Here is a 23,839-nt window from a genome sequence, read left to right on the forward strand (position 1 = left end):
GTATCAAGGTGTTTCCGGTAGGCTCGAGACCTGCTCAACAATAGCTTGGGTGTGTTCACGAATTGTCGGTAAATAGCCCTTCAATGTTTCAGTATCATCTGTTTGTGACTTCTCAAGCTCCAAGCAAATCCCCGAAAGCGCATTCGCACCTATCATTGCCGCCGCGCCCTTCATTTTATGGGCGAGCTTTTTAACAGCGACGACATCTTGCTCATCGAACGCCGCTTCCATTTTTTCTAAGTCATTGCTCTGATTATTCACATACTTATCAAGGATCATTTTCACCAGATCCATGCTATCACCCACCTGCTCTTTGACATGAGCAATATCGACGGGAGGCTCAGTAGATTTCATGGTTGCCGCTCCATTCACACGATGACCGGGATCAGGTTCAATATCTGTATTTATGTCTTTGTCATACTCGCTGGTGTGTTTACCTGCCGCCAAAGCGTTTTCATCTAAGTCTTCCAAATCCAGCTCATCGTTATCGTGCTGATCGTCATAATGGACTGCATCGTTGCTGGAATAGAGGATCAGCAGCTCAATCAACTGATCTTTGCTAAAAGGTTTGGCCAAATGCCCATTCATACCAGCGTCCAAGCAACGCTCTGCGTCCCCCGACAACGCATTCGCGGTTACCGCAATAATCGGTGTGTGCTTATCAAATTCACGAATACGACGCGTTGCTTCAAAGCCATCCATTTCTGGCATTTGACAGTCCATTAAAATAATATCGAAAGGTGTTTTTTTATGCAGTTCAAGTGCTTCTTTGCCGTTCTCAGCCAGCGTACGCTTGCAACCTAGTTTGGCAAGAATAATATCGATTAAGTCTTGGTTGACTAAGTGATCCTCCGCGACCAAGACATTTAAATCAAAGCGAATATTGTCGTACTGTCCGACTGCTGCAAGATTGTCATCAAGATCCGCCTCATCAGACGTCAGCACCCGATACAACTCGCTGTAATTAATCGGGCATGTCAACGTCTGCATGCCTGTATCGTGATGCCCATTGTGGCTAATGGCGATACTTTTAGCGACTTTGCCCACCAGATGCTGACAGCTCTGCATCTTGTCTTGATCAATCATCAAGGTTAGCTGTTCGCTATCTCGCGTATCAACTTGCGCCCCCTCAGTAACAGTGACAAACGAGACAGACAGGCGATCGAGATATGCTGCCAATGTTGTGGTGAGCAAATTATCTTCTGATACCAAACAGACTTGCTGAGCTTTCTCTTCTGCGCTCAGTTCATAACCATCAAACAGTGTGTGCGGTGAGTCGGTGAAGGTAATAGGCACGGTAGACACAAAGGTCGTACCTTTATTTTCTTCACTCCGAATAGTGATATCACCCTCCATCAATCGGAGCAATTTACGACATACTGGCAAGCCCAAACCTGTCCCTTGATAAGAGCGCGAATACGAGTTATCCACCTGAGTAAAGTTTTCAAAGATAGCCTCATGGCGATCTTCTGGGATCCCGATCCCCGTATCTTCCACTTCCATGACAAGATTCGTGACTTCGCCATCTCTCACTTGATACAAGCGAACATAAATATGCCCTTGCTTAGTAAACTTCACCGCATTGCCGACTAAGTTGATAATCACTTGTTTATAGCGGACCGCATCGAGTTCAATATCACATGGCATACGAGGATCAATATAACAATGGAGTCGCAACTGTTTTTCTGCCGCTTTGGCAGTGAAGATGCTTAAGGATTCGTGAACAAGATCAGCCACATTGAGTACTTGTTTAGAGAGCGTCATTTTACCGGCTTCGATTTTGGTCAAATCGAGCACATCGTTGATGATGTTTAATAGTGCGGTAGAGGAATGCTGCAAGGTGTCGACGAAATAGCGCTGCTGTTGCGTCAGTGGCGTCTCAATCAATAAATTCGACATCCCTACAATGCCATTCATCGGTGTGCGAATTTCATGACTCATCATCGCTAGGAAATTAGTCTTTGATTCATTGGCGCGTTCCGCTTGTTCTTTCGCTCTCGCCATCTCTTTAGAGATCATGTCGTTCAAGTTTTTCTGTTGAACAAAATGAATCATTGAGCTCAGGCTCGACAAAATCGGATCGATCCAGCTTTGTAACTCATCATCATAGGTGGTTGATTCATCGAACAAACAAACCACCCCTACAAGTTGGTTCGACATGTACAGCGGTAACCCTAACACATTGATGATCATTTTTTGGTTATTGCCAGCAACACCCGCCATTTGCAGGCTCCGTTTACTTTGCTTGGTCTCAATGATTTCAATCAACAAGTTACGAACAAACTCATCGCCTACGTAACCATTTTGGATCAGACGAGTCTGAGCAAGCACATGATAAGGTAAGCCCGCATACTCGGGTTCGTCATTGCCACCTACTTCAACAATAATGCCATGATTGCTTTCACCAATACGCAGCAAGATTTTGAGCACATCATGGAAGCTTTTACTGAAATCCTCTCGAATCAGAAATTTGTCTTGCAAGCTCTTCATAGCGGAGAACAGCTCCGCCCCTTTAGAGACTTTTTGTTTATCGAGGTGTTGTTCGGTGATATCGCGAATAATGGCTACATTCAGCGCGCGTGGGTCTTCGTCTTTGATGGGGGTGGATTTCACCTGCACCACTCGCTCTCCGTTCTCGGTTTCTATTTCATAAGAGCGATTGGTCTTGCCATTCAAATCGTAAAGTGCCTGTGAAAAATAAGCGCGCGAGTTGGGCTTAACGCGTGACACAATGGCTGACAATGTGATGGCTTCATCCGGGACAGACTCAAGCTCAAACAGCCGCTTAGCCGAGTCGTTAATAGTAATGATGGAATGTTTTTCACCCAGCACCAAAAGTGCATCGGTATAACTATGAATAACAGTATCGAGGTAGGCGCGGCTTTGCTCTGCTCGGCTGATTTGCTTAGCATATTTCCAAATAAAGAAACCCACCAGCAAGTTCAGCAGAACGATTTGGGTCGTCGTCCTTAATATCTCGGTATTAAGCTCCTTATCAATATATCGACTATCTCGATAAATAATCAAATCACCCACTTTAATCGAGCGACTGCGATCATCGTATTCAAGTGGAATTGTCAACTGACTCAATTCAGAATCTGCGCGCGTCCCTTTTGAATCCGTAACATAACGAAACTGACCATTGGCATCGATAAGCTCCAATCGATGGACATAGCGGGAGCCCATTTCACTATTAAGATCGTTTTGGACATTCTCAAAATCATAGTTCCACATTAGTGTCGGCAAACGCTGTTTTAGCCGTTGGCTAATGGATGTCAAATCCTGATTCATATCCGACTCTAAGCGTGATTTCGCAACATAATAGTTATAAAAGCCAAATCCACCTAGCAGCAGTGTTGCCAACACAATCAAAACGATAGCTAAGCGCATTCCCACTCGATTCATACTTATACCTGCATGGTTGCGGCCAGTGTTTGCGTTTGCTCCCGCGCTTTCTCAAACGCTTTCAACACGATACGCTCTTTTAGTGTGAGTTTTTCACAGCGTTTCGACACCCAATCCCAATGAGCATGTTCGATATGCTTGCATAATTCCAACAAAGCGCCGTAGTGGCCATGTTGTGACAACAAGGCTTGCTTAGCTTCCTTACTCAAATCGAGATGACTCACCACATCTTCCATCGGGCACCCCAACATGGCATCTAAAAAAGAAAAAGCACCAACCAGAAAACCTTCATCAGCATCGAGTCCTTTCAACATGGGTGCAGTTTGTTGCATAAAAATTGCGCGCAAAATCGCTGCGTTCTGTAAATGTAAACACTCCTGATGATTCATGTTGGACATGATTAAGAGAGAGATTAGTCGGCGCAATGATTCTAAACCGAGGTAAACGACCGCTTGTTTCGGATTAGAAATGCTCTTTTTCTTGGACTTGGCCAACACATTGGCGCTGGTGACAACTTTATAAAGCAGGGACACATCACGCGATATCACGTCGGTGATTTCGTCAATGTCATAGGGGCTTCGATTAATTATTATACAGGCATCCAGCAAGGTAATAACGGATGGTGCAACATCACCTTGACGACGGATGACGGGCTGTTCAAAAAAGTAGCCTTGAAACAAGCTAAATCCAAATTGCTGCGCCAGTGTAAACTCTTCTTGCTTCTCCACTTTTCGAATTAAAAAACGGATATCAGGATAATCAGAGATGGTTCCAACCCAGCGCATGGGGTCGTCACGATCCATATCTACACTCACAAGGTTAAACAAGTTGATATGCTCCATCCAGTGATTTGAAAACACTGCACTGGATGCGAGTAACATAAAGCCCGCTTTTTTATAGGCTCTAAGCTTATTTAATAGGAGAGGCGAGGGTTTTGTTTTCTCACTGATACAGATTACAAGACGCGTCACCGGCATCGAAAGTGGTAACTCGTCAAGTAAGGCTGTTTCGGAAAAGCTCACCACATAACGCAACTGGTCGTCCAATTCATTGCCAGACAGGAAGTTGGCACTTAGTATTCTTGATGTGGCTGTGTCTTCATCAATTGACGGAAACTTGTTTTCTAGGCCTTCACGGAAAAGCAGCTCACTTCCCCAGTGCTGCTGTCGATCATCGAAAATAGGCTGACACGAAAAAAAGGTTTCACTCACGATGTTAACCCCGCAAATTAGATCCCTTTAATAAACGTAGACTAATCGCGCCAACCCTGATGATTTTTTCTGATTGAACTGAGTAAGTTAAGCGCTAATCGCATCTAACCGATAGCCGCGCCGTATTACGGTATTTGCATCTCCGCCGACCCAAGCACGTTGATGACCTTGCGCATCGACTTTGACCACAGCAGACAGTAGCGATCTCGCCCCAATATGTTCACCCTGCTCGAAAACAARCCGATTGTGCGTACCCTGATACTCAGTCAAGTACGCCGCTAGGGCGGCAGCGGCGCTTCCGGTAGCCGCTTCTTCATCCACCCCGACCAAAGGCGCAAAGTTTCGACAACACGCAGTGATATCCGACTCGTGGGGAGATAAGGCAAACGCATGCACCCCAACGCAATCGTACGCCTCCGTCAGCGCAATAACCGCCTCCCTGTCTTGTGACATCCGGGCGAGTGCATCGAGGGACGCAAGCGGCAGAATGATACTGGGTCCACCCGCGGAGACGACTTTGACAGGCAATCCAGTCGATAGGATATCTTTACTATCTATGTGAAACGCATCGGCAATCACCTTTTCATTCGGCCCGTCACTGAGGACTGGAATTGCCGTCTCAAAGTTAACTTTTCCCGAATCCAAGATGGAAACTCGCAGGACGCCAGCCCCAGTTTCTTGCGTGTAATCGCCAGCCTCAAGTGCACCCAACTGCCAAAGCGCAGAAAATGTTGCCACAGTGGCATGCCCACAAAACGCGACCTCATGGGTCGGGGTAAAGAACCGTAATCTGACATCAGCATGCTCGCTATGACAAATAAACGCCGTTTCTGGATAGCCGAAGTCTGTTGCAATCGCCTGCATTTGTGCATCATCCAACACATCTGCATGCCTAACAACACCGGCGGGATTCCCCCCCTGCCCTTGTGCAACGAATGCATTCAGGTGATAGAACTCAACAAATCTGTCCATCATTGCTTCCTCGCGATAGCCGCTGTGTGCGGGTTTCCATTTAAAGGCTAGCGTCRTTTAACACAACCCCCTGCACGCCTTGTGCTCCTTCCATCCTATGCGCTTATACTAAAGTATGACAATAAAAACTTGTGACATATGCCAGACAGGCACTAAATAAATCAGAGTATTAGGCTAAGACTACTCCAAAACGTGTGCCAACAGGCGTTTAAAGAAATCGCGAGAGGGCATTATCTTCATGAACACTTTAGACGGTTAACTACGGCATAAAGTGACCATTATGCCAGCGAACAATCATCAATCAGGCACGCGATAAACCAAGATATGGTAGGCTTGTCAGTAAACTTTTTAATACCGTATGAGATGTAAACTTATGGACCCTTTACAGCATATTGCCGATGACGCGCCCGAGCATGAGCCGGACACCTTGCCATCGCTCGACGAACAAAAAGCGATTGTGGCAAAACTCAAAGCCCTTGAGGAGAAAGGTGAGCTCACTGACGAAATTCTCGCGCAGTATTTTGCCGTTAAGCAAAAAGACACAAGCGATGAAGAAGAGTAAGAACAACACGAAAACGTGACCGCGTCACTTTTAAAATTTATCTTCTTCTACGAAGAAAATGCCGAGGTATTATAATGAAAGGCATTAGCGGCGCAGGGTTGACACTTGCGTGGCTGGGATAGACAGAAGATTATCGACACTGATACGCCCCGAGATCACTCTCGGGGCTTTTTTTGGTTTACTCAGGGGCAATGCCGTCGGTTTTCGCCGCACAAATAAAATCATTTTTGTGCAGGCCTTTAATCTTATGCGACCACCAAGTCACGGTCACTTTACCCCACTCCAGCAAGATAGCCGGATGGTGGCCTTCTTGCTCAGCCAGCTCAGCCACTTGGTTGGCAAACGCCCACGCCAACTTGAAGTTGCGGAAGGTGAACTCACGTTCGAGCTGATCAATCCCATCTCGTGTTACTTTGCGCCACTGCGGAATGTCTTTAAGCAGCGCCGGCATTTCCTCAGCACTGACCAAAGGGGCATCAATATTACAGGCTTCACATTTCAACTCAGTTAGTTCAGACATGTTGCGTTTCCTTTTGCTGTTCTGTCTTTTTCGGTTTGGGCGGGAACAAAGGCGCATGAAGGCCTAGTTCCATGGCTTGATGCACATCAGCAATCAAATCACGTTGGCTGATGGCAAATAAATCGTCAATCGACTCAATGGTAAAGTAAATGGGTTGCATAATGTCAATCCGATATGGCGTGCGCATGACATCTATCACTTCTAAAGGCTTACGCACCGCTTTGTCGCTATTAAAGGCGTACTCGGTCTCCGCTGGCGAAGACAAGATCCCGCCGCCATAAATACTACGATTGCCTTGCGAGTCACTGAGTAAACCAAACTCAACCGTAAACCAATATAAGCGTGCAAGATAAACGCGCTCTTTGGGCGTGGCCTTTTGACCTAGCTGACCGTACATATGGGTAAACTCAGCGAACGCTGGGTGAGTCAGCATCGCACAGTGACCAAAAATCTCGTGAAAGTAATCCGGCTCTTGCAAATAATCGAAATCGTCTTTAGTGCGCAAAAACGTCGCCGCAGGGAATTTCTTATCCGCCAGCAAGGCGAAAAAATGGTCAAAATCGATCAATGCAGGCACAGGAGCCACTTGCCAACCTGTTTCTCGCATTAACACGGCATTCACATCTGGGATCTGTGGTACCGTGTCATGCGGCAAATCCAGCATTCGCAACCCGTCGAGATATTCCTGACATGCTTTGTCCTTGATACATGCAAGCTGCCGCGTAACTAGCTGGCGCCATACATCGTTTTCTTGTGCCGACCAGGCTACACGACCCAGCTCATCAACTGGTTTGGATTCGTATTTACTCTGTTTCACGTTCACCGCCTTGTGTCGTTGTCTGGCGTAAAAATCGCGCGTAAACAGCGGCCCTTAGCCTTACGCAATGTCTCCGTTACTCACAGATTACGTCGACTTTGCCGAGAAAATCATCTCTTCATCGCGGTTTTAATTTTACCTTTGCGTAACATTTATTTTACATTACACATCCGAAAGGCTGCTGCTTTAGCCAATGCTTCACCCTCGAGGGATCCGCGTGCTTGCATAGCTCGTAGTATCTTGAAAAGACCTGACTGCAAGGACGAGTGATGAATTTACAACTGAGCGAACTGATAAATTACGACAACATTGACAAGATTCAGATCCGTGGCATTGATGGCATGTTATATCAAGCTATCGCCTTTTTACGTCACGGCGATACGGTGGAGCAGAAGCTAATTTATCAAGGCGATAAACCCTATTTATCTCGCAGCTTGCTGGCGGTAAAAGATGATTTTGAATGGGTTAATGCCGCGCAATACGTGCTAGTCACTGACACGGCATATGATGAAATGATAGGGCTTGGCACGGAAAAGCCTTTGTCGACCCTCGAGCAGCCATTGCATTGGAAATAACGCAACAATGCCCCAACCTATGGGGCAATTTCTTCCCCGTCCCACGCAAACAATCGACCCGTATGACGACTGTCGAGGCCATCCAACACCGACAACAAATAGCCAGCCGATTGAGCCGGGCTGAATAACTTGCCTGGCTTAACATTGGCTTGGAATGGCGCGGATAAATGGCTATCGACCGTCCCCGGATGCAGGCCAACCACGGTTAATGATTTGTCTTGGCGGCCAAGCTCAATACTCATGCACTTGATCAACATGTTCACCGCCGCTTTACTTGCGCGATAGGCGTACCAACCGCCCGCACGGTTATCACTGATACTGCCCACGCGCGCCGATAAAATGGCAAGCTTCGCCTCGGCGTTGCGTTTCAATTTGGGCGCGAGGTGCTTGCTCAATAGCAGCGGCGCGACGGCGTTGACGTCAAAGAGCTGATGCATGGCCTCACTACTGCACGCCGCGAGCCGCTTTTCTGGGCTGACCGCATCGTCATGCAACATTCCCGAGGCAATGATCACCGCATCTAAGCTGTTGTCGTCGATGTGCTCGGCCGCTGCTTGGATTGATGCTTCATCGCAAATGTTTACCGCCACAGGCACCACCTTTTCACTTATTTCGGCAAGTGGCGCGGGGTGACGCCCTAGGGCGAAGACTTGCTGAATGGATGGCTTGTCGAGCAACGCGCGGCAAAAAGCTTCACCAATCGCGCCACCTGCGCCGACAACCGCCACTCGCTGCATGGAATCACTGTTCATTCTCTTGGCTCCTCAAACAAAAAGAGATGCAAACTGCATCTCTTTAGTTAGGGATGAGGCGATCCTGTCGATCACCGTGTGTTAAAACTATAGCTTACGCAGCACAACCATTAGGTAGAGCCCGCCAATCAAGGAGGCAATGATCCCTGCTGGCATTTCTTGCGGATATAACCATTGTCGTCCGAGCCAATCAGCAAACAGCATCAATCCCATGCCAATCAATCCGGCGGTGATCATATGCGCCCGAGCATTTTTCGCTCCCCAGCTACGCGCAATATGTGGCGCCATCAAGCCGACAAAACTGAGCGGCCCCACCACCAAGGTAGCACTGACGGTCATGACCGCGACGAGGGCCAGCAACAGCATGCGGGCACGCCCTACCTTAACCCCCAACGATTGAGCCGTTTCGCCACCGAGCGGCAAAATATCGAGCCAACGCTGGCACATTAATCCTAGCGCCACCAGCACGGCGGCAACCAAGGCCAGTGTGGTCACCGTACTGTCAGTCACATAGTAGGTTGAACCTGAAATCCACGCGAGCACTTGATATGCGCGAGGATCGCCACCTGCCATCAAAAAGCTTTGTACTGCTTGCATCAGAGCGGCTATGGCGACGCCTGTAAGCAATACCTTTTCTGGCTGAAAGCCGGTTTTGCGATTAAGCAGCACAATCAACGCCAAGGTTGCCCCCGCACCGATTAAGCCGCCGACATATAAGCTCAGCATAGATGCGCCCATGCCAGCAAAAATAGTGACAATCAGTCCCAGCGCCGTACCGGCACTGATCCCCATCACTTCAGGGCTCGCCATCGGGTTAGCACTTAAACGCTGAAGCACGGCACCCGCAACAGCAAGCACACCACCCGCCAATGCCGCGGCCAGCAACCGTGGCAAGCGCCATTCCAACAAAGACCAATCGCCGCTGAGCGCCAGCCACTGCCAGCCCTCACTTTGACGCGATACGGTGGCAAAAATCACCACACCCAACACCAGTAACATCAGCGTTCGGCCTAGTGGCCAATCCTGACGTGGTGCGGACGTACCGGCATGCATTTGTTGGCGTTGACGATTCCCCAGTGACACCCGTGGTAACAACCACAAAAGAAGAGGCGCTCCCAAGGCTGCCGTCGCCGCCCCCGTGGGCACCATCATAGCCCGGCGGCCGGGTAACAGCTGGACAGCCAAATCAGTAGCTGCCAATATCAAGGCACCTAAAATCATCGCTAGGCCCAATCGGGTGATGAGCTTGCGTGCGCCACATAAGCGCGCAATCGCGGGCGCGGCGAGACCGACAAAGCCAATCACGCCAATCAAGCTAACTACCCACGCGGTCAGTAGCACCGATAGCCCTAGAGCAATCACACGGATTTTCGCCAGTGATACGCCCAAGCTTTTCGCCCCTTCATCCGAAAGACTCAAGACGTTGAGCGGCTTTAATAAGGCAAGGATCAACACGACCGCCAATCCAACACGTGGCAATAAGGCTTGCACACTGTGCCAGTCGGTTTGCACCATCGAACCCGCGCCCCACACCATCATGCCGTGCAGCGCTTCTTGATTCATCAACAGCAGCACGGTGCTGAGCGCGCCGCAGTAAAGGTTTAAAATCAAACCCGCGATCACCACTACGGTGGGCGATAGGCCGCGTCGCCACGCTAGCGCAAATACCACCAACATGGTCAGCACCCCGCCAGACATCGCCACCATCGCGCTCGACCAAGTCAGTAGCCAAGGGGCATAAAGCGTCGCAAGCATCAGCGCCAAGCTAGCGCCATTCGCCACCCCCAGCGTCGAGGGCGAGGCCAAGGGGTTGCGCAACACTTGTTGCATCAAGGTACCGGCCAGCCCCAAACACGCCCCCGCCAGCAATGCGGTGACCAAGCGCGGCCACCAGGTTAAATGCATCACAACGCCAATCGACGCACTGTCATCCAGCGACCACAGCGACTGCCAGAGCATGGATGCATTCACATTCCACTGCCCCAACTGAGTGGAGGCGAGGCTTAACAGTGCCGCCAGTAACGCCAAGGGCACCCATAACAGGTTCAGTTTCATGCCTGCCCTCCTTGCTCGGTCAATGCCGCGGTCACAAGGCGGGCAAAACGTAACGCTGATGGAATCGCGCCAAAGCTCCATACAGGATCAATCATCAATGGCGTATGCCCCGTACGTTTAACCAAATATTGCCAAAACATATTGGTCTGAAGGGTTTGCTCGACGCCCGCGGGAAGTGGGCGCACAATCACTAGTTGCGCATCAAGGTCTAGCAGCTCGCGGGTGGAGACCATGCTAAACCCCCAACTGTTGGTGGTATTTTGCCACGCGTTGCTGAGCCCTAATTCACTGATTGCGGCGTGATACAAGCTGTTCGTCCCAAACACCCGCACATGGTTGGCGTCAAGGAATTGAATCATCAGAAGCGGTGGCTGTTCGCCGGGAATGGTATCGCGCAGGCCCGCTAATTGCTGTTTCGCATTGGCAATCAAGGTTTCACCGGCCTCAGGACGGTTGGCCTCACGTGCAATCTGCCGCGTCACGGTTTTGAGCGACGCCCAGCTTAGGCCACTTTCATACAGAGGAATTGAACTGACCGGCGCAATGGTGTTTAACTTGGGCTTCATTGCCTTAAAAATGGGCGAGATCAGAATTTTATCGGGGTGAAGCTCGGCCAAACGCTCCATGTTCGGCTGGGTGCGAAGCCCAATATCGACGGTTTTTTCTGGAATGGGCGGGGCTTTCACCCACGAATTGTAATCCGCCTTTTGCGCGACCGCGACGGGCGTCACTCCCAAGGCCAACAAGGTTTCAGTTTGGGTCCAATCCAGCGAGAGAATACGAGGTGACGCACTGACGTTCGCTGACATCATGGCCGCAGTCAGCCAGACCACAAGCGTCAAAAAAGAGGACTTGATCATACCGGCGATAACTCCCCCGGCATGGCAACCGCATAACCGGCGGTATGGTCGGCAATCGGCATCTCAATGCCATAAATCGATTTGAGGGCCGACTCTTGAAACACATCGCTAACCGCGCCTTGAGTCAGGACTTGCCCGCTGTGCAGCGCGACAATCTCATCACAAAAACGCGCCGCCATATTAATGTCGTGCACCACGATAATAATGGACTTATCCAGCTCTCGGCTGAGTTTGCGCACCAAGGTCATCACTTCAACTTGGTGGGCCACATCCAGTGCAGATAGCGGCTCATCGAGCAGCAAGTAACGCGTTTGCTGTGCCAGCAGCATCGCAATCCACAGCCGTTGGCGCTCGCCGCCCGATAAGGTATCGACCAAGCGCTCAGCATAATCTTGGGTACCAGTGAGCGCCATTGCCTCGTTAATCGCTTGGTGATCGGCTTTGGTCAACCGCCCCAGCAAACCATGCCAAGGATAGCGACCAAAACTGACCAACTCATACCCGGTCAAGTTGTCTGTTGCCGGTAAATGCTGTGGCAAATACGCCACCTCGCGCGCAAAGGCTTTTTCTGACCATTTCGACAAGGGCTTTTGGTCTAATGCGATCTGCCCGCTGCTGGTTGCCTGTTGCTGCGCTAACAACTTTATCAGCGTCGACTTACCCGAGCCATTGTGCCCGACCAACGCACAGATTTTTCCGGGCGTAAACGACAAGCTCACCTTATCGAGTAACACTTTTCCGTTGACGGCAAACGCAACGTCCTTTGCCTCTAACATATCTCGATCCTACTATTGCAAACACAAGCGCGTGGCACTTGCCCGTTATCTCTGAGAGCGCTAATTTTCCGATGCTTAAAAGGCAAATGCAAACCATTTTGATTTCGCTTTGTATGCTTAGCGCTTGTTAATGAGAGAAATTAGACCTCAACCAAGTCACTATTAGGGATCCAAGCGTCATTCAGCCTCGTACCGCCAAGGGTGAATAAAAGTTTGTTGTTACGACTGACGAGAGCCCTATGTCCGCGCCCATCAGCCTTGTATGGCTAAAACGCGATTTACGCCTGCGGGATCATGCCCCTTTACAAGCTGCCATTGCCGCGGGGCGTCCCTTGGTGATTTTGTACCTGTTTGAGCCACTGCTGCTTAACGATCCGCACCATAGCGAGCGCCACTGGCGATTTGTCTGGCAGTCGCTGTGCGATCTTAATCAGCAGCTGGCGCCGCTTGGCGGGCAGGTCACTATTTGCCAAGGTGACGCACTCGCCGTTTTCGACGCCATCCACCAGCAGCAGGCAATTGGCGCGGTGTACAGCCATCAAGAAATTGGCGTCGACGCGACATTTTCTCGAGATAAAGCGGTGGCGAAATGGCTAGCAAGCCATCAGATCCCTTGGCATGAATTTCCCACTGGGGCGGTGATCCGCGGCGCGAAAGATCGAGTTGATTGGGACGCAGAATGGCAAAAGGTGATGCGCGCCCCTCTTGCCGATCCCGATTGGCAACAAGCGCGCTGGCTAGACACATCACTCACGCTGCCCGCGCTCGATCACCACAATTGGGATTCTCCTGCGCCACGCTTTCAGCCCGGCGGCCCGAGTTGGGCGTATAAAACCTTACAGTCTTTTTTCCGCGAGCGCGGACAACGCTATCAACGTCACATCTCTAAACCGCTCGCCAGCCGCAAAAGCTGTACGCGGCTGTCACCCTATCTTGCATGGGGTAACATCAGCTTGCGCGAGATGTATCAAATCACCCTCCTCCATTGGCAGAAAAAGGGCTGGCGGCGAGCGCTGGTAGCTATGGTGTCGCGTTTGCATTGGCACTGTCATTTTATGCAGAAATTTGAAAGCGAGCACCACATGGAGCATCGGCCCGTCAATCGAGGCTACTTACATTTTGAGTACGCAAACGGTCCGCAGAGCGATGCGCACCTGCGCGCATGGCAACAAGGTAATACCGGTTATCCGCTCGTCGATGCTTGTATGCGTTGCCTACACGTCACTGGCTATATCAACTTTCGGATGCGGGCGATGCTGGTCAGCTTTTTAACCCACCATTTGTTGATTGATTGGCGCCGCGGTGTGCATCACCTCGCGCAGTTATTTCTCGATTTTGAGCCCGGTATTCATTACCCCCAATTTCAAATGCAAGCTGGCGTGACAGGCGCCAATACCTTGCGTATTTATAACCCAGTGAAACAATCGCAGGAGCAAGATCCCGAGGGGGCATTTATTCGTGAATGGTTGCCCGAGCTTTCTCCCTTGCCCGACAGTTTGATCCACACCCCATGGCAAATGACCGACATGGAAGCGATGATGTACGGGGTGGTGCTTGGCGAAGACTACCCGAAACCCATTGTCGATATCGAACAAACAGGCAAACGGGCGCGAGATATTTTATGGTCGTTTCGTCAACAAGACGCCGTTCGTATCGAGAAAGCACGGATCCTCGCCACCCATGTGCGTCCAGACAGCCCTGAGCGAACAAACAGCGCTGAGCACGCAAACAAGCGCACTCAAAAATCACGTTCGCCTGCTGCTCAATCTATTGGAGGCAACCCAGATGGCGCATAAAAAGCCACATCTTCCCAGCAAGGTATGTTTGACGTGCGAACGCCCGTTTACGTGGCGTAAAAAGTGGGCGCGCTGTTGGGACGAAGTTAGGTATTGCTCTGACCGTTGCCGTCGCGAAGGTCGTCGCCATGCGCGAGCGGCGACGCACTGAACGCATCTAACAGTGAATTCAATTTCGGATGTACCCACTGACGTTTAATTGATACCGCATAAAACGGCTCATACACACTCGGCAGTAAAGCGTAGCGGGTGAGCATGCCACTATCTAACTCATCGCGAACCACCACCTCGGGCATCACCGCTAACGCATCATTGTCTCGGGTTAATAGGCGCAGCATCGCCATATCATTGGCTTCTGCCATGATGTAAGGCTTGAGTTGATACTGGGCAGAGATGGCATCAAACCCTGAGCGAATCGGGTTATCGCCATAAGGTAACACCCACGCTTGATGCTGGTAGCTGGCGTCTAAGGTCGGCGACAAGGCTTTACCCGGCCAACCAATCACAGCTACCGGCTGGCGAGCCAATTGCTGATACTGCCAAATCTGTTTATTGGTACCCCGCACCGCAATATTGGTTAGCGCCAAATCTAACTGGTGATCAGACAGCGCATGGAGCAAGCCGGTTTGATCCATCGACTGCAACACGTAGCGGCACTCTCGTTGATTAACCAATGGCTGAATAAACTGCTCGATAAAATTCCGCGACATGGTGGATAAGGTGCCAATGCGAATCGTGGCACTGGACAGGGCCCCGCCGCTGGATAGCAACTGCTCGAGCTCTTCCCCTTGGCGGAATATCTCTTCGGCATAGTTCATCGCTTGATAGCCACTTTCGGTCAACGTCAACGTACGACCTTGGCGCTCAAACAATTGCACCTGCATCGCCTGTTCAAGCTGCTTGATTTGCGACGACAGCGCCGACTGCGAAATATGCAGCTGCCGGGCGGTCTGGGTCAGGTTCCCGTGACGCGCCACCTGCCAGAAATAATATAAATGATGGTAGTTGAGTCGGCTCATCGTTCTCTAAAACAGAATGAAAAATGATTTATTATGTATTTTACTTAACTGTAGTAAGTTTTCACAATGTATCTCATAACTATTGCTGTGAGGTAAGTCATGTTATCCCTATTTCTCGTCACCCCGCTCAAACTGGTGCTGCTCGCACTGGTTGCTCTTCTTGGCGGTGTTATCTGGCGATACAGTGCCACTGCGTTTGCAGGTGAAGCCGACAAACACCGTTTTCTTTCCTCTTTACTGCTCACCTTGTCGGCAGTCTTGTTGGTTTTAGTCAGCAATCACCTGTTGCTGTTTTGGCTCGCCTGGGTGGCGGTTAGCCTCTCATTGGGTCGCTTAATTCTTTTCTATCCGCATCGGCCTCGCGCCCAACTCGCGGCACACAAAAAAATGCTGCTCGCCCGCTTTAGCGAATTGCTACTCGGTGGCGCATTTTTACTGTTGTTTTTCCACTACCAAACCGCGCAGATTGACCAATTAATGTTTCAAGTCAGCCAGCAACCTCATACGCTGACTGTAAGCATCGCCGCCTTTATGTTGGTGGGCGTGGCGATTATCAAGTGCGCTCAACTACCCTTGCACGGCTGGCTCATTCAAGTGGTGGAAGCGCCAACACCTGTCTCTGCCTTGTTGCATGCTGGCATTGTGAACCTTGGCGGGATCTTATTGATGCTGTTCGCGCCAGTGCTCGCGGCGAGCCCCAGTGCCAGCTTGGCACTGCTGGTTATCGCGGGCGTCAGTACGCTGGTTGCTGGGCTGGTGAGCCTGACACGCGTGAGCATCAAGGTAAAACTGGCGTGGTCGACCGTCGCACAAATGGGGCTGATGTTGGTCGAAATCGCCCTAGGTCTTTACGAGTTGGCACTGCTGCACCTACTGGCGCACTCTTTCTACAAGGCGTTCTCTTTCCTCAACAGCGGCAATGGCGTGAATCATTGGCTCGCCACCCAACTGGCTGATGCCTCAGTCCCGCGTCGTAGCCATTGGCTTGCCGCGATGGCCACCGCCGCCGGTTTGATTGTCGCCGTGCATCTGAGTGTCGGTATTTTAAATAGCTTGGCCGCCGGCTGGTTGCTGTGGATGGCGATGACCATGCTGCTATTACCAGCCTTTACACGCCCAGGCGCTGCTCGCCCGACACGCGTACTGCTCAGTAGCGTGTTTGCGCTTGGCCTGCTCGGACTCTACGCCGCCATTAAACATAGCTTGATTGTGTTTGTCGCGGGCGGTAATGCCACCTACTTATTTGCCGATGCCTTTGCGCTGGTGCTGTTTATCGCGCTGTTTGCTCTGTCACTGGCGGTCCAGTACTGGCCTCACAAAGCGTGGGTGAATCGCCTATTTATTTGGCTGAACGCCGGCGCTTACCTTGATGAATGGGCGACGCGCCTAACACTCAAATGGTGGCCAAGTGCTTCTTTAATCCAACTACAAACGACCCAATGGCAACCGCATAAGGAGACGCGTTAATGATTGCGAAAACGCCCAATGTATCTGCATACCCTGAGTCCCTCGATGTGAGCGATTTTCGCGATGCCACACAGCAAGCAGTCGCCGCGATTGCGCCAAGCTGGCCGTTGGATCAAATGATTGCGGTGAACCCATGGTGGCCGCAACGCTTTACCCCCATTGAGCAAGTTTTTGCCGAACAAGCAGTGTTAAGCGGCCATTGTCCGTTAATGTCGTCGGCGTACTATCTGTCACATTGGCAATCGCCGATTAGTGAGGCACACCTTGCCGAGGCCATTTCAACCTCTGGCAGCGCATTGACGGCAAGTGATTGCCTGCGTGCGCTGCGTAGTCATAGCAGTGACCTCCCGCGTTGGAAGCCATTAGCTGAGTTGTGTGACCGCACTCGAGAAGCACAAGAAGGCTTATCGTGGCAGCAAGAAATCCAGCAGCAAGTGAGCCAGTTTCTCGCGCTCTATCACCAATACCCACAGCGCTTTGATGCTCAAGGCCAAGGCGGTGAGCACCTTTATCAATGCTGGTTGGATGTGGTGAGCCAAGATAAAGGCATTAAAACCCTCACTGGCGTGGATTTGCTTGCCGATTTCGCCGCACTACCCACCCAAATCGATGCATTGATCGCTGAAGCGGCCGACTTTTGGCAACCGACTCTTCACGACCAAGACGGTAACTTGGCCTATTGCCACGCGCTTATGCACGGTTTATCGGGTTGGGCAAGCTGGCAGGCTTGGTTAGATTGGCAGCAACAGCTCAGTGACAGTGAACAACAAGATCATGGCATGGGCCTATTCGCGATTTTACTCGCGTGGGATACAGTGCTGGCACGCTGGCTTGCTAAACATCGTGACGCAGCGTGGGCAAGCATTCGTCAGTCCATGCACCATCAAGCGGTGAATGTCCGCCATTGGTATCACCAAGCACAACAACAGCTCGCGCCCCTGTGGATTTGGCAACAAGCGCTGGAAATCAGTCAGCAGCGCCCTTGGGCACACGCCCTATCTGCGCAGGCCAGTGTCGACACGCTCGACACCTCCCCCACGCTTCAGGCTGTATTTTGTATCGATGTGCGCTCTGAGCCAATGCGTCGCGCATTAGAAGCGCAATCCGAACGGATTCAAACCCTTGGCTTTGCTGGCTTTTTTGGCTTGCCGATTGCATATCAGCCCACTGATAGCCATATTCATCGGCCACAACTGCCTGGTTTACTGGCGCCAGCGGTCACCGCCTCACAAACTCATGCTACCCCCGAACGCTGGTTGCGAATGACCAAGCTCGGCTGGCAGCGCAGCCTTGATGCGCCCGCTGCCAATTTAGGCATGGTCGAAGCCGGTGGCATGTTAAAGCTAGTGAGCTTGCTAAAACGCGCATTGCGCATTTCTGGCACCGAGAACCCGTTAAATCGACTCAGCCATACTGACAGTGATTGGGCGCTCACCCGTGACAATACACCGTTAACCGCAGCAGAAAAGGCCGAGCTAGGCGCTGGTATCTTGCGCGCAATGGGCATTGCTGATCAACTGGCCGATGCCGTCCTGTTGGTGGGTCATGGCAGTGAAACCTGTAACAACCCTCATGCTGCAGGGCTTGACTGTGGTGCCTGCGGCGGACAAACCGGCGAGGTAAATGTCCGCGTACTTGCACAGCTTCTTAACGATGCCGACGTACGTGATGCCATGGCACAGCAAGGCGTGACGATTCCCGCCAGCACCCGTTTTTATGCCGCCATGCACAACACTACCACCGACGCACTGGATGTCTTTCACGCTCCCGAGCATGCGCAATGGCAAACTTGGCTGGTCAACGCAAGCGAGCAAGCACGTGCTACCCGCGCCAGTCAGTTTGATCAGGCGCCTACCCAGCCATCCAAACTCAAACGCTTCTTTGGTACACGGGCCAAAGACTGGGCGCAAATGCGTCCTGAGTGGGGACTGTGTGACAACGCCGCGTTAATCGTTGGCCCGCGCACCCTGTCTCGACAGATTAATTTGCAAGGTCGCAGCTTTTTACACGACTACGACATGCACAAAGACCGTGACTTTAGCCAGCTTGAAACCATACTCACCGCGCCCATGGTGGTGACCAATTGGATCAATCTGCAGTACTTTGCTTCTGTCACCGCACCGGAAAAATTCGGCAGCGGCAACAAGCTGCTCCACAACATCGTGGGTGGCCACATTGGCGTATTTGAAGGGAATGGCGGCGACTTACGAATTGGCTTATCGCATCAATCAGTGCACGATGGCCGTCGATATCGCCACCAGCCAGTGCGATTAAGCGTATTTATCGCTGCCCCTCGGGAGGCAATTGATAGTATACTTGCACGCCATGACGATATAGCCGCGCTGGCGAATCACGGCTGGCTGTACTTGATGCAAATTGATGCGCAAGGTGCAGTATGGCAACGCGATCGCTCAGGTCAGTGGTATCACCTGAACGTAGCAAAATAAAACGGAGCATGTCGTTGAAAACGCAACTTCTCTCAGCGCAGTGTTCAACGGATCTAACACAAGCCGCCGAGCTGCTAAAAGCCGGCGAACAAGTCGCGGTGCCCACAGAAACCGTGTACGGTTTGGCAGCGGATGCCAGCAATCCAGACGCCGTCGCGGGCATTTTTACCGCTAAAGGGCGACCCGCCAATCATCCTTTGATTGTTCATCTCGGTGACGTCGCATCGATCACCGAGTGGGCAACGCAAATCCCGGATGAAGCATATAAGCTGGCGAATGCCTTCTGGCCAGGGCCGATGACGCTGCTGCTGCCACGTGCCGAGCATGTTTCACCGGTAGTCACGGGTGGATTAGATACCATTGGGCTTCGCGTACCCGCGCAACCTGTGTTATTGGACCTGCTTACCACTCACCAACTTGCCGTTGCCGCCCCGTCAGCGAACCCGTATAAAAAGCTCAGCCCCACCACGGCGGAGCAAGTGATGCATGGTTTAGGCGGAAAGATCGCTGCGGTGATTGATGGCGGTCCTTGCCAACATGGGCTGGAGTCGACCATTGTCGATCTTACCAAGCGTCCATTCCGCGTACTTCGCGCCGGTCCAATCACCGCTAGCGAGTTGAGCGCCGTGCTGGGTGAAACGGTCGACGCCCCTGAGCAGCACGACACCGTGGTGCCCGGCAATGTGGGAAGCCATTACCAACCCAATACGCGGTTGCAGATGGTGGCGGCAGACTTGTCTGATCTCCCTGCGCCCCATCCGGAAAAACGCGCAGCCTTGCTTCACTTTGGCGACGCCCCAACACGGGATGATCTGGTCTGTATTGCCATGCCAGATGACGCTGCACGCTACGGGCAAGCGTTATATCACCAACTTGCCCAAGCCGACCAACTGGGCGTCGATGAGATCTGGCTCGCCCAGCCTCCTCATGGCGAAGCATGGCTTGCCGTGCATGATCGCCTACGCCGCGCCGTTAGCTAGTTTTTGACGCACGCATTCGCATAAAGCTTGCCGTTGCACTGGCACACACAGTGCCCGCAACGGTAAGCGTTGCCTCCAACTGACTCATTCCGTGTTTTGCTTTTACACACCATGCTCGTACCTCCGCCTCAACCGCAATGGGCACTGGATGGTGATAGCGAATATTAAGTGACGCTGTCACACTTTGCGGGGCAAACAAAAAGGTACAATGGGTCAACGCCGCATCTAAAAGCGTGGCAATCACCCCACCGTGCAGCTGATCTTGATACCCCTGCCAAGTGCTTTCTAACCATACTTTTGCGCTCACTGCAATTTCATCGTCTTGGTAAAATCTAAGATTAAACAGCCCATTGTCACTGCAAGCTACACACTGATGATGCGACCGTGGCGGCATCACACGTAATTCAGTCATGGCAACCGCAACCCTGTCCACTGGCGTGACCGCTTTTACCTTTACCTTGCCTATTACCACATCCGCGATGCTCAGAACCTAACCCACTTCGTTTAGAACCACACCCGCACATTCGATCAGCACGACACGCTCCTTTCCGAAGTTGGGATTGCTGCTTCATTCGCTGCAACGCCGGTCGTCCTTGACTCGCATCCGTAAGCGGTTGCCAGTACGCAGGCGATAACCACTGAGTGGGATTTAGACGACCATTGGTTAACTGATAAACATGTAAGCCAGCATCAAGTAATCCCGCTAACGCATGCTCGCCAATATGGCGTGTCACCACACGCGTTACTTGGTTAGCTTTCAGCATCGCTATCAAGGCGTTTTTGGCACCGCAACCTTCTGTTACACGTGGATTGGCGAACTGAACGAGTGCTTGGCCATCGTCGTCAAACAGCGCAAAGTGCTCGGCCTTCATAAAATGTCCCGCAGGGCGGTTTTGGTTCATCGCAATAGCAATTGTCATCTTCCGTTCTCTCTTTATATAAATAGCATATGCCAAAAATACGCTTTATTTTTGGCATATGCAATAAATGAGATTAAAAGCGATAAAGAATATTGCATATGCTTGACATATGCCGCGCAAAAATTATACTGAAAAGAGATTAAGCACACGCCTGCCGACCGAGGACCCTATGAGAACAATATCCATTTTTAAAAATGGCAAGAACCAAGCGGTACGCTTGCCAAAGGATTTTGAGTTTGACGGTGTTAATGAGCTTGAAATTCATAAAGAGGGGGATGTCATCACCTTACGCCCAGCTCGACCAAGTTGGCTCTCATTTGGCGAGATCGAAAAGGCTGATAGTGATTTCATGACCCATCGCGAGGAACTGATCAAAGACGAGGGGCGGTTCAACTTTGACTAATAAAATCAACTACATGCTTGATACATGTATTTGTTCATTCATTATGAGAGAGCAACCCAAACCGGTGTTGAAAAAGCTTCACACTGTTGTCGGCAATCAACATCGCATTGTTATCTCAGCCATTACCTATCAAGAAATGCAATACGGGTTGTTAGGAAAAAAAGCATCACCAAAACATGCCGTGCTTGTTGATGCTTTTCTTCAGCGAATCGATGAGATTTTACCTTGGGATAAAGCCGCCGTTGACGCGACAACTGCAGTTAAGCGCAACCTAATGAATAAAGGTACCCCTATTGGCGGAAACGACACCGCGATTGCCGGTCACGCCATTGCGACTGGTTGTGTGCTAGTCACAAACAATACGAGGGAGTTTCAGCGTGTTGAAGGACTGAAACTTGAAGATTGGGCTTAATAGTGCTGACGTAACGACGGCTCATGTCGAATTACTCTTCTGACTCAAACACCAGTGCTTTGCCTTCTACGAGGCAGGCGGTGGTTTTGGCGCGGGCGCGTTTAACCAGGTTGGCTAACGTTTGACGAGATACGCCCATGACTTCCGCCGCTTGCAGTTGCTGCATACCTTGATGATCAACAAGGCGCATGGCTTCGAACTCATCCAAACCTATGGTCACCGTCTCTAGCTCACTGAGTGGAATGGCGTTGGGTTTAAAACAGTTGGTATGGGGTTTCCCGCAGATACGGCGGGGCATTTTAGGACGCGGCATAGGGTCTCCTTTTTTGCCTATGCTAAGTGAGTTTTTTGCTTATGCCAACAAAAAGGGATGCCAGCGCATCCCTTTTCTATTTATCGCTATGGACAGTGACTTAGCCTGCCACGTTACACGCCGTACGTTACACGTCGTACGTGGTAGACGCGGTATTACCGCCGGTACCTGTCCAGTTGGTGTGGAAGAACTCACCGCGCGGCTGATCGATACGCTCATAGGTATGGGCACCGAAGTAGTCACGCTGTGCTTGCAGCAAGTTCGCGGGCAAGCGTGCCGTGGTGTAGCCATCCAAGAAGGTCAGCGCTGAGGTAGTACATGGCATTGGGATACCGGTTTCCATCGATTTCGCCGCCACTTTACGCCATGCTGCCAAGCAGTTATCCAAGATCCCTTTAAAGTAAGCATCTGAGCCCAAGAAGGCCAAGTTAGGATCTTTATCAAACGCATCACGGATGTTACCCAAGAAGGCTGAGCGGATAATACAGCCACCGCGCCACATCAGTGCGACGTTACCGTAGTTCAGATCCCAGCCATTCTCGTTTGATGCCTCACGCATCAGCATAAAACCTTGCGCATAAGAGATAATTTTTGACGCCAGCAGCGCTTGACGCAGCGCATCAACCCACTCGGCTTTATCGCCTTCAACCGGCTGGATGTGTTTTTCAAACAGCTTCTCTGCCGCGACACGCTGATCTTTAAGTGCCGACAGGCAACGAGAGAAAACCGACTCAGAAATCAGAGTGAGCGGAATGCCAAGATCCAGCGCGTTGATGCCGGTCCATTTACCGGTGCCTTTTTGGCCTGCAGTGTCGAGAATTTTCTCAACCAATGGCTCACCGTCTTGGTCTTTATAGCCCAAAATGTCTGCGGTGATTTCAATTAAGTAGCTATCCAGCTCGGTTTTATTCCAGTCGGTAAATACCTGCTGCATCTCGTCATGGCTCATGCCAAGGCCGTCTTTCATGAACTGGTACGCTTCGGTGATCAGCTGCATGTCGCCATACTCGATACCGTTGTGCACCATTTTCACAAAGTGGCCGGCGCCATCACGTCCAACCCAATCACAGCATGGTTCACCGGCGTCGGTTTTCGCGGCAATGCCTTGGAAGATAGGTTTAACAGCTGGCCACGCTTCTTCAGAGCCACCCGGCATGATAGACGGTCCAAAACGGGCACCCTCTTCACCGCCAGACACACCGGCACCAATAAAGTGAATGCCTTTTTCACGCAGTGCTGCCACGCGGCGGTTGGTATCTGGGTAGTTGGTGTTACCGCCATCGATAATGATGTCACCTTCGTCAAGCAATGGCGTCAGTTTGTCGATAAAGGTATCTACAACGGCACCTGCACGAACCATCAGCATCACTTTGCGTGGTTTTTCGAGCTTTTCAACCAGCTCTTCTAACGAGTAAGCGCCAACAATGTTGGTGTCCTTCGCTGGGCCTTCCAGAAATTCATCGACTTTGGCCGCGGTACGGTTATGCGCCACTACTTTAAAGCCGTTGTCGTTCATGTTAAGGATCAGGTTTTGGCCCATGACCGCCAAACCAATTACGCCGATATCACCTTTCATC

The 23,839-nt window shown here is 51.1% G+C and carries 23 protein-coding genes; 9 read left to right on the forward strand and 14 right to left on the reverse strand.

Going from position 1 to position 23,839, the window contains the following annotated elements; translation table 11 throughout:
- Positions 1–3: 3 nt before the first annotated feature.
- From BZG84_RS05845 to BZG84_RS05855, 3 genes are all read right to left on the reverse strand, one after another.
- Entirely contained in the window at positions 4–3,405 is a 3,402-nt protein-coding gene (locus tag BZG84_RS05845; protein WP_077480024.1) for a PAS domain-containing hybrid sensor histidine kinase/response regulator, read from the reverse strand.
- 2 nt (positions 3,406–3,407) lie between these two features.
- Positions 3,408–4,616, reverse strand: a complete 1,209-nt coding sequence (locus tag BZG84_RS05850) for an EAL and HDOD domain-containing protein (protein ID WP_077480023.1) — start codon at positions 4,614–4,616, stop codon at positions 3,408–3,410.
- 87 nt (positions 4,617–4,703) lie between these two features.
- A complete protein-coding gene (locus BZG84_RS05855) occupies positions 4,704–5,591 on the reverse strand; it encodes a PhzF family phenazine biosynthesis protein (protein WP_241825759.1) in 888 nt (295 codons plus the stop codon).
- Positions 5,592–5,961: 370 nt separating this feature from the next.
- On the opposite strand from BZG84_RS05855, the gene BZG84_RS05860 reads away from it, so the two are divergent.
- On the forward strand, positions 5,962–6,150 hold the full coding sequence (locus BZG84_RS05860) for a restriction endonuclease subunit S (protein ID WP_077480021.1): 189 nt from the start codon (positions 5,962–5,964) through the stop codon (positions 6,148–6,150).
- Positions 6,151–6,328: 178 nt separating this feature from the next.
- Here BZG84_RS05860 and BZG84_RS05865 read toward each other — a convergent pair whose 3' ends face one another.
- Together BZG84_RS05865 and phhA are read right to left on the reverse strand one after the other, a co-directional pair.
- On the reverse strand, positions 6,329–6,670 hold the full coding sequence (locus BZG84_RS05865; RefSeq protein WP_069586485.1) for a 4a-hydroxytetrahydrobiopterin dehydratase: 342 nt from the start codon (positions 6,668–6,670) through the stop codon (positions 6,329–6,331).
- Positions 6,663–7,535, reverse strand: coding sequence for a phenylalanine 4-monooxygenase (gene phhA, locus BZG84_RS05870; RefSeq protein ID WP_077480020.1), 873 nt, complete (start codon positions 7,533–7,535; stop codon positions 6,663–6,665). Before phhA ends, BZG84_RS05865 begins: the two co-directional genes overlap by 8 nt.
- Positions 7,536–7,756: 221 nt before the next feature.
- Between phhA and BZG84_RS05875 the strand changes: the two genes are divergently transcribed.
- Positions 7,757–8,062 carry a DUF6482 family protein gene (locus BZG84_RS05875; RefSeq protein WP_069586487.1) on the forward strand — a complete coding sequence of 102 codons (306 nt, stop codon included), beginning with the start codon at positions 7,757–7,759 and terminating at the stop codon, positions 8,060–8,062.
- Between the two features lie 17 nt (positions 8,063–8,079).
- Here the strand turns inward: BZG84_RS05875 and BZG84_RS05880 are convergent, their stop codons facing one another.
- From BZG84_RS05880 to BZG84_RS05895, 4 genes are all read right to left on the reverse strand, one after another.
- Positions 8,080–8,814 carry an SDR family NAD(P)-dependent oxidoreductase gene (locus BZG84_RS05880; RefSeq protein ID WP_077480019.1) on the reverse strand — a complete coding sequence of 245 codons (735 nt, stop codon included), beginning with the start codon at positions 8,812–8,814 and terminating at the stop codon, positions 8,080–8,082.
- Positions 8,815–8,901: 87 nt separating this feature from the next.
- Positions 8,902–10,869 carry a Fe(3+)-hydroxamate ABC transporter permease FhuB gene (fhuB, locus tag BZG84_RS05885; RefSeq protein WP_077678036.1) on the reverse strand — a complete coding sequence of 656 codons (1,968 nt, stop codon included), beginning with the start codon at positions 10,867–10,869 and terminating at the stop codon, positions 8,902–8,904.
- Complete coding sequence (locus BZG84_RS05890; RefSeq protein ID WP_077480017.1) at positions 10,866–11,729, reverse strand: iron-siderophore ABC transporter substrate-binding protein; 864 nt, start codon at positions 11,727–11,729, stop codon at positions 10,866–10,868. The genes fhuB and BZG84_RS05890 overlap by 4 nt, the downstream gene beginning before the upstream one ends.
- Positions 11,726–12,505, reverse strand: coding sequence for an ABC transporter ATP-binding protein (locus BZG84_RS05895; protein WP_077480016.1), 780 nt, complete (start codon positions 12,503–12,505; stop codon positions 11,726–11,728). The genes BZG84_RS05890 and BZG84_RS05895 overlap by 4 nt, the downstream gene beginning before the upstream one ends.
- A gap of 239 nt (positions 12,506–12,744) precedes the next feature.
- On the opposite strand from BZG84_RS05895, the gene BZG84_RS05900 reads away from it, so the two are divergent.
- Both BZG84_RS05900 and BZG84_RS05905 read left to right on the forward strand, forming a co-directional pair.
- A complete protein-coding gene (locus BZG84_RS05900) occupies positions 12,745–14,301 on the forward strand; it encodes an FAD-binding domain-containing protein (RefSeq protein ID WP_077480015.1) in 1,557 nt (518 codons plus the stop codon).
- The gene (locus tag BZG84_RS05905) at positions 14,291–14,452 is read left to right on the forward strand and encodes a DUF2256 domain-containing protein (RefSeq protein ID WP_077458369.1); all 162 of its coding nucleotides are present in this window, start codon (positions 14,291–14,293) and stop codon (positions 14,450–14,452) included. The genes BZG84_RS05900 and BZG84_RS05905 overlap by 11 nt, the downstream gene beginning before the upstream one ends.
- On the opposite strand, the gene BZG84_RS05910 is transcribed toward BZG84_RS05905, so the two are convergent.
- Positions 14,388–15,320 (reverse strand): LysR family transcriptional regulator, encoded by a 933-nt coding sequence (locus tag BZG84_RS05910; RefSeq protein ID WP_069589407.1) that lies wholly within the window; start codon positions 15,318–15,320, stop codon positions 14,388–14,390. The genes BZG84_RS05905 and BZG84_RS05910 overlap by 65 nt on opposite strands.
- A 99-nt stretch (positions 15,321–15,419) precedes the next feature.
- Here BZG84_RS05910 and BZG84_RS05915 point away from each other — a divergent pair, with 99 nt between their 5' ends.
- From BZG84_RS05915 to BZG84_RS05925, 3 genes are read left to right on the forward strand one after another with little or no spacing between them, the layout of a single operon-like run.
- A complete protein-coding gene (locus tag BZG84_RS05915; RefSeq protein ID WP_077678037.1) occupies positions 15,420–16,787 on the forward strand; it encodes an NADH-quinone oxidoreductase subunit L in 1,368 nt (455 codons plus the stop codon).
- Positions 16,787–19,234, forward strand: a complete 2,448-nt coding sequence (locus tag BZG84_RS05920; protein WP_077480012.1) for a DUF2309 domain-containing protein — start codon at positions 16,787–16,789, stop codon at positions 19,232–19,234. Before BZG84_RS05915 ends, BZG84_RS05920 begins: the two co-directional genes overlap by 1 nt.
- An 8-nt stretch (positions 19,235–19,242) precedes the next feature.
- Entirely contained in the window at positions 19,243–20,214 is a 972-nt protein-coding gene (locus BZG84_RS05925; protein ID WP_101494746.1) for an L-threonylcarbamoyladenylate synthase, read from the forward strand.
- Here the strand turns inward: BZG84_RS05925 and BZG84_RS05930 are convergent.
- Positions 20,207–20,626 carry a PaaI family thioesterase gene (locus BZG84_RS05930; protein ID WP_077678038.1) on the reverse strand — a complete coding sequence of 140 codons (420 nt, stop codon included), beginning with the start codon at positions 20,624–20,626 and terminating at the stop codon, positions 20,207–20,209. The two genes, BZG84_RS05925 and BZG84_RS05930, sit on opposite strands and share 8 nt — an antisense overlap.
- Positions 20,619–21,134: a NifB/NifX family molybdenum-iron cluster-binding protein gene (locus BZG84_RS05935; protein ID WP_077481683.1), complete on the reverse strand. Its 516-nt coding sequence runs from the start codon at positions 21,132–21,134 to the stop codon at positions 20,619–20,621. Before BZG84_RS05935 ends, BZG84_RS05930 begins: the two co-directional genes overlap by 8 nt.
- A 109-nt stretch (positions 21,135–21,243) precedes the next feature.
- Between BZG84_RS05935 and vapB the strand changes: the two genes are divergently transcribed.
- Both vapB and BZG84_RS05945 read left to right on the forward strand, forming a co-directional pair.
- Complete coding sequence (vapB, locus tag BZG84_RS05940; protein WP_415752728.1) at positions 21,244–21,537, forward strand: type II toxin-antitoxin system VapB family antitoxin; 294 nt, start codon at positions 21,244–21,246, stop codon at positions 21,535–21,537.
- Complete coding sequence (locus tag BZG84_RS05945) at positions 21,530–21,949, forward strand: type II toxin-antitoxin system VapC family toxin (protein ID WP_241825760.1); 420 nt, start codon at positions 21,530–21,532, stop codon at positions 21,947–21,949. The genes vapB and BZG84_RS05945 overlap by 8 nt, the downstream gene beginning before the upstream one ends.
- Before the next feature lie 31 nt (positions 21,950–21,980).
- Here BZG84_RS05945 and BZG84_RS05950 read toward each other — a convergent pair whose 3' ends face one another.
- Positions 21,981–22,262, reverse strand: coding sequence for a DUF134 domain-containing protein (locus BZG84_RS05950; protein ID WP_021023566.1), 282 nt, complete (start codon positions 22,260–22,262; stop codon positions 21,981–21,983).
- A 127-nt stretch (positions 22,263–22,389) separates the two neighbouring features.
- Entirely contained in the window at positions 22,390–23,838 is a 1,449-nt protein-coding gene (gnd, locus tag BZG84_RS05955; RefSeq protein WP_077481681.1) for a decarboxylating NADP(+)-dependent phosphogluconate dehydrogenase, read from the reverse strand.
- Between the last annotated feature and the right edge of the window lies 1 nt (position 23,839).

The organism is Salinivibrio sp. PR932 (genome assembly GCF_001996125.1).
Lineage (GTDB): Bacteria > Pseudomonadota > Gammaproteobacteria > Enterobacterales > Vibrionaceae > Salinivibrio > Salinivibrio proteolyticus.

Coding starts and splice junctions, on each gene's coding strand:
- BZG84_RS05845 (WP_077480024.1), bottom strand. CDS start 3,405: ATGAATCGAGTGGGAATGCGCTTAGCTATCGTTTTGATTGTGTTGGCA.
- BZG84_RS05860 (WP_077480021.1), top strand. CDS start 5,962: ATGGACCCTTTACAGCATATTGCCGATGACGCGCCCGAGCATGAGCCG.
- BZG84_RS05865 (WP_069586485.1), bottom strand. CDS start 6,670: ATGTCTGAACTAACTGAGTTGAAATGTGAAGCCTGTAATATTGATGCC.
- BZG84_RS05875 (WP_069586487.1), top strand. CDS start 7,757: ATGAATTTACAACTGAGCGAACTGATAAATTACGACAACATTGACAAG.
- BZG84_RS05880 (WP_077480019.1), bottom strand. CDS start 8,814: ATGAACAGTGATTCCATGCAGCGAGTGGCGGTTGTCGGCGCAGGTGGC.
- fhuB (WP_077678036.1), bottom strand. CDS start 10,869: ATGAAACTGAACCTGTTATGGGTGCCCTTGGCGTTACTGGCGGCACTG.
- BZG84_RS05890 (WP_077480017.1), bottom strand. CDS start 11,729: ATGATCAAGTCCTCTTTTTTGACGCTTGTGGTCTGGCTGACTGCGGCC.
- BZG84_RS05895 (WP_077480016.1), bottom strand. CDS start 12,505: ATGTTAGAGGCAAAGGACGTTGCGTTTGCCGTCAACGGAAAAGTGTTA.
- BZG84_RS05900 (WP_077480015.1), top strand. CDS start 12,745: ATGTCCGCGCCCATCAGCCTTGTATGGCTAAAACGCGATTTACGCCTG.
- BZG84_RS05905 (WP_077458369.1), top strand. CDS start 14,291: ATGGCGCATAAAAAGCCACATCTTCCCAGCAAGGTATGTTTGACGTGC.
- BZG84_RS05910 (WP_069589407.1), bottom strand. CDS start 15,320: ATGAGCCGACTCAACTACCATCATTTATATTATTTCTGGCAGGTGGCG.
- BZG84_RS05915 (WP_077678037.1), top strand. CDS start 15,420: ATGTTATCCCTATTTCTCGTCACCCCGCTCAAACTGGTGCTGCTCGCA.
- BZG84_RS05920 (WP_077480012.1), top strand. CDS start 16,787: ATGATTGCGAAAACGCCCAATGTATCTGCATACCCTGAGTCCCTCGAT.
- BZG84_RS05925 (WP_101494746.1), top strand. CDS start 19,243: ATGTCGTTGAAAACGCAACTTCTCTCAGCGCAGTGTTCAACGGATCTA.
- BZG84_RS05930 (WP_077678038.1), bottom strand. CDS start 20,626: ATGACTGAATTACGTGTGATGCCGCCACGGTCGCATCATCAGTGTGTA.
- BZG84_RS05935 (WP_077481683.1), bottom strand. CDS start 21,134: ATGACAATTGCTATTGCGATGAACCAAAACCGCCCTGCGGGACATTTT.
- vapB (WP_415752728.1), top strand. CDS start 21,244: ATGCCGCGCAAAAATTATACTGAAAAGAGATTAAGCACACGCCTGCCG.
- BZG84_RS05950 (WP_021023566.1), bottom strand. CDS start 22,262: ATGCCGCGTCCTAAAATGCCCCGCCGTATCTGCGGGAAACCCCATACC.
- gnd (WP_077481681.1), bottom strand. CDS start 23,838: ATGAAAGGTGATATCGGCGTAATTGGTTTGGCGGTCATGGGCCAAAAC.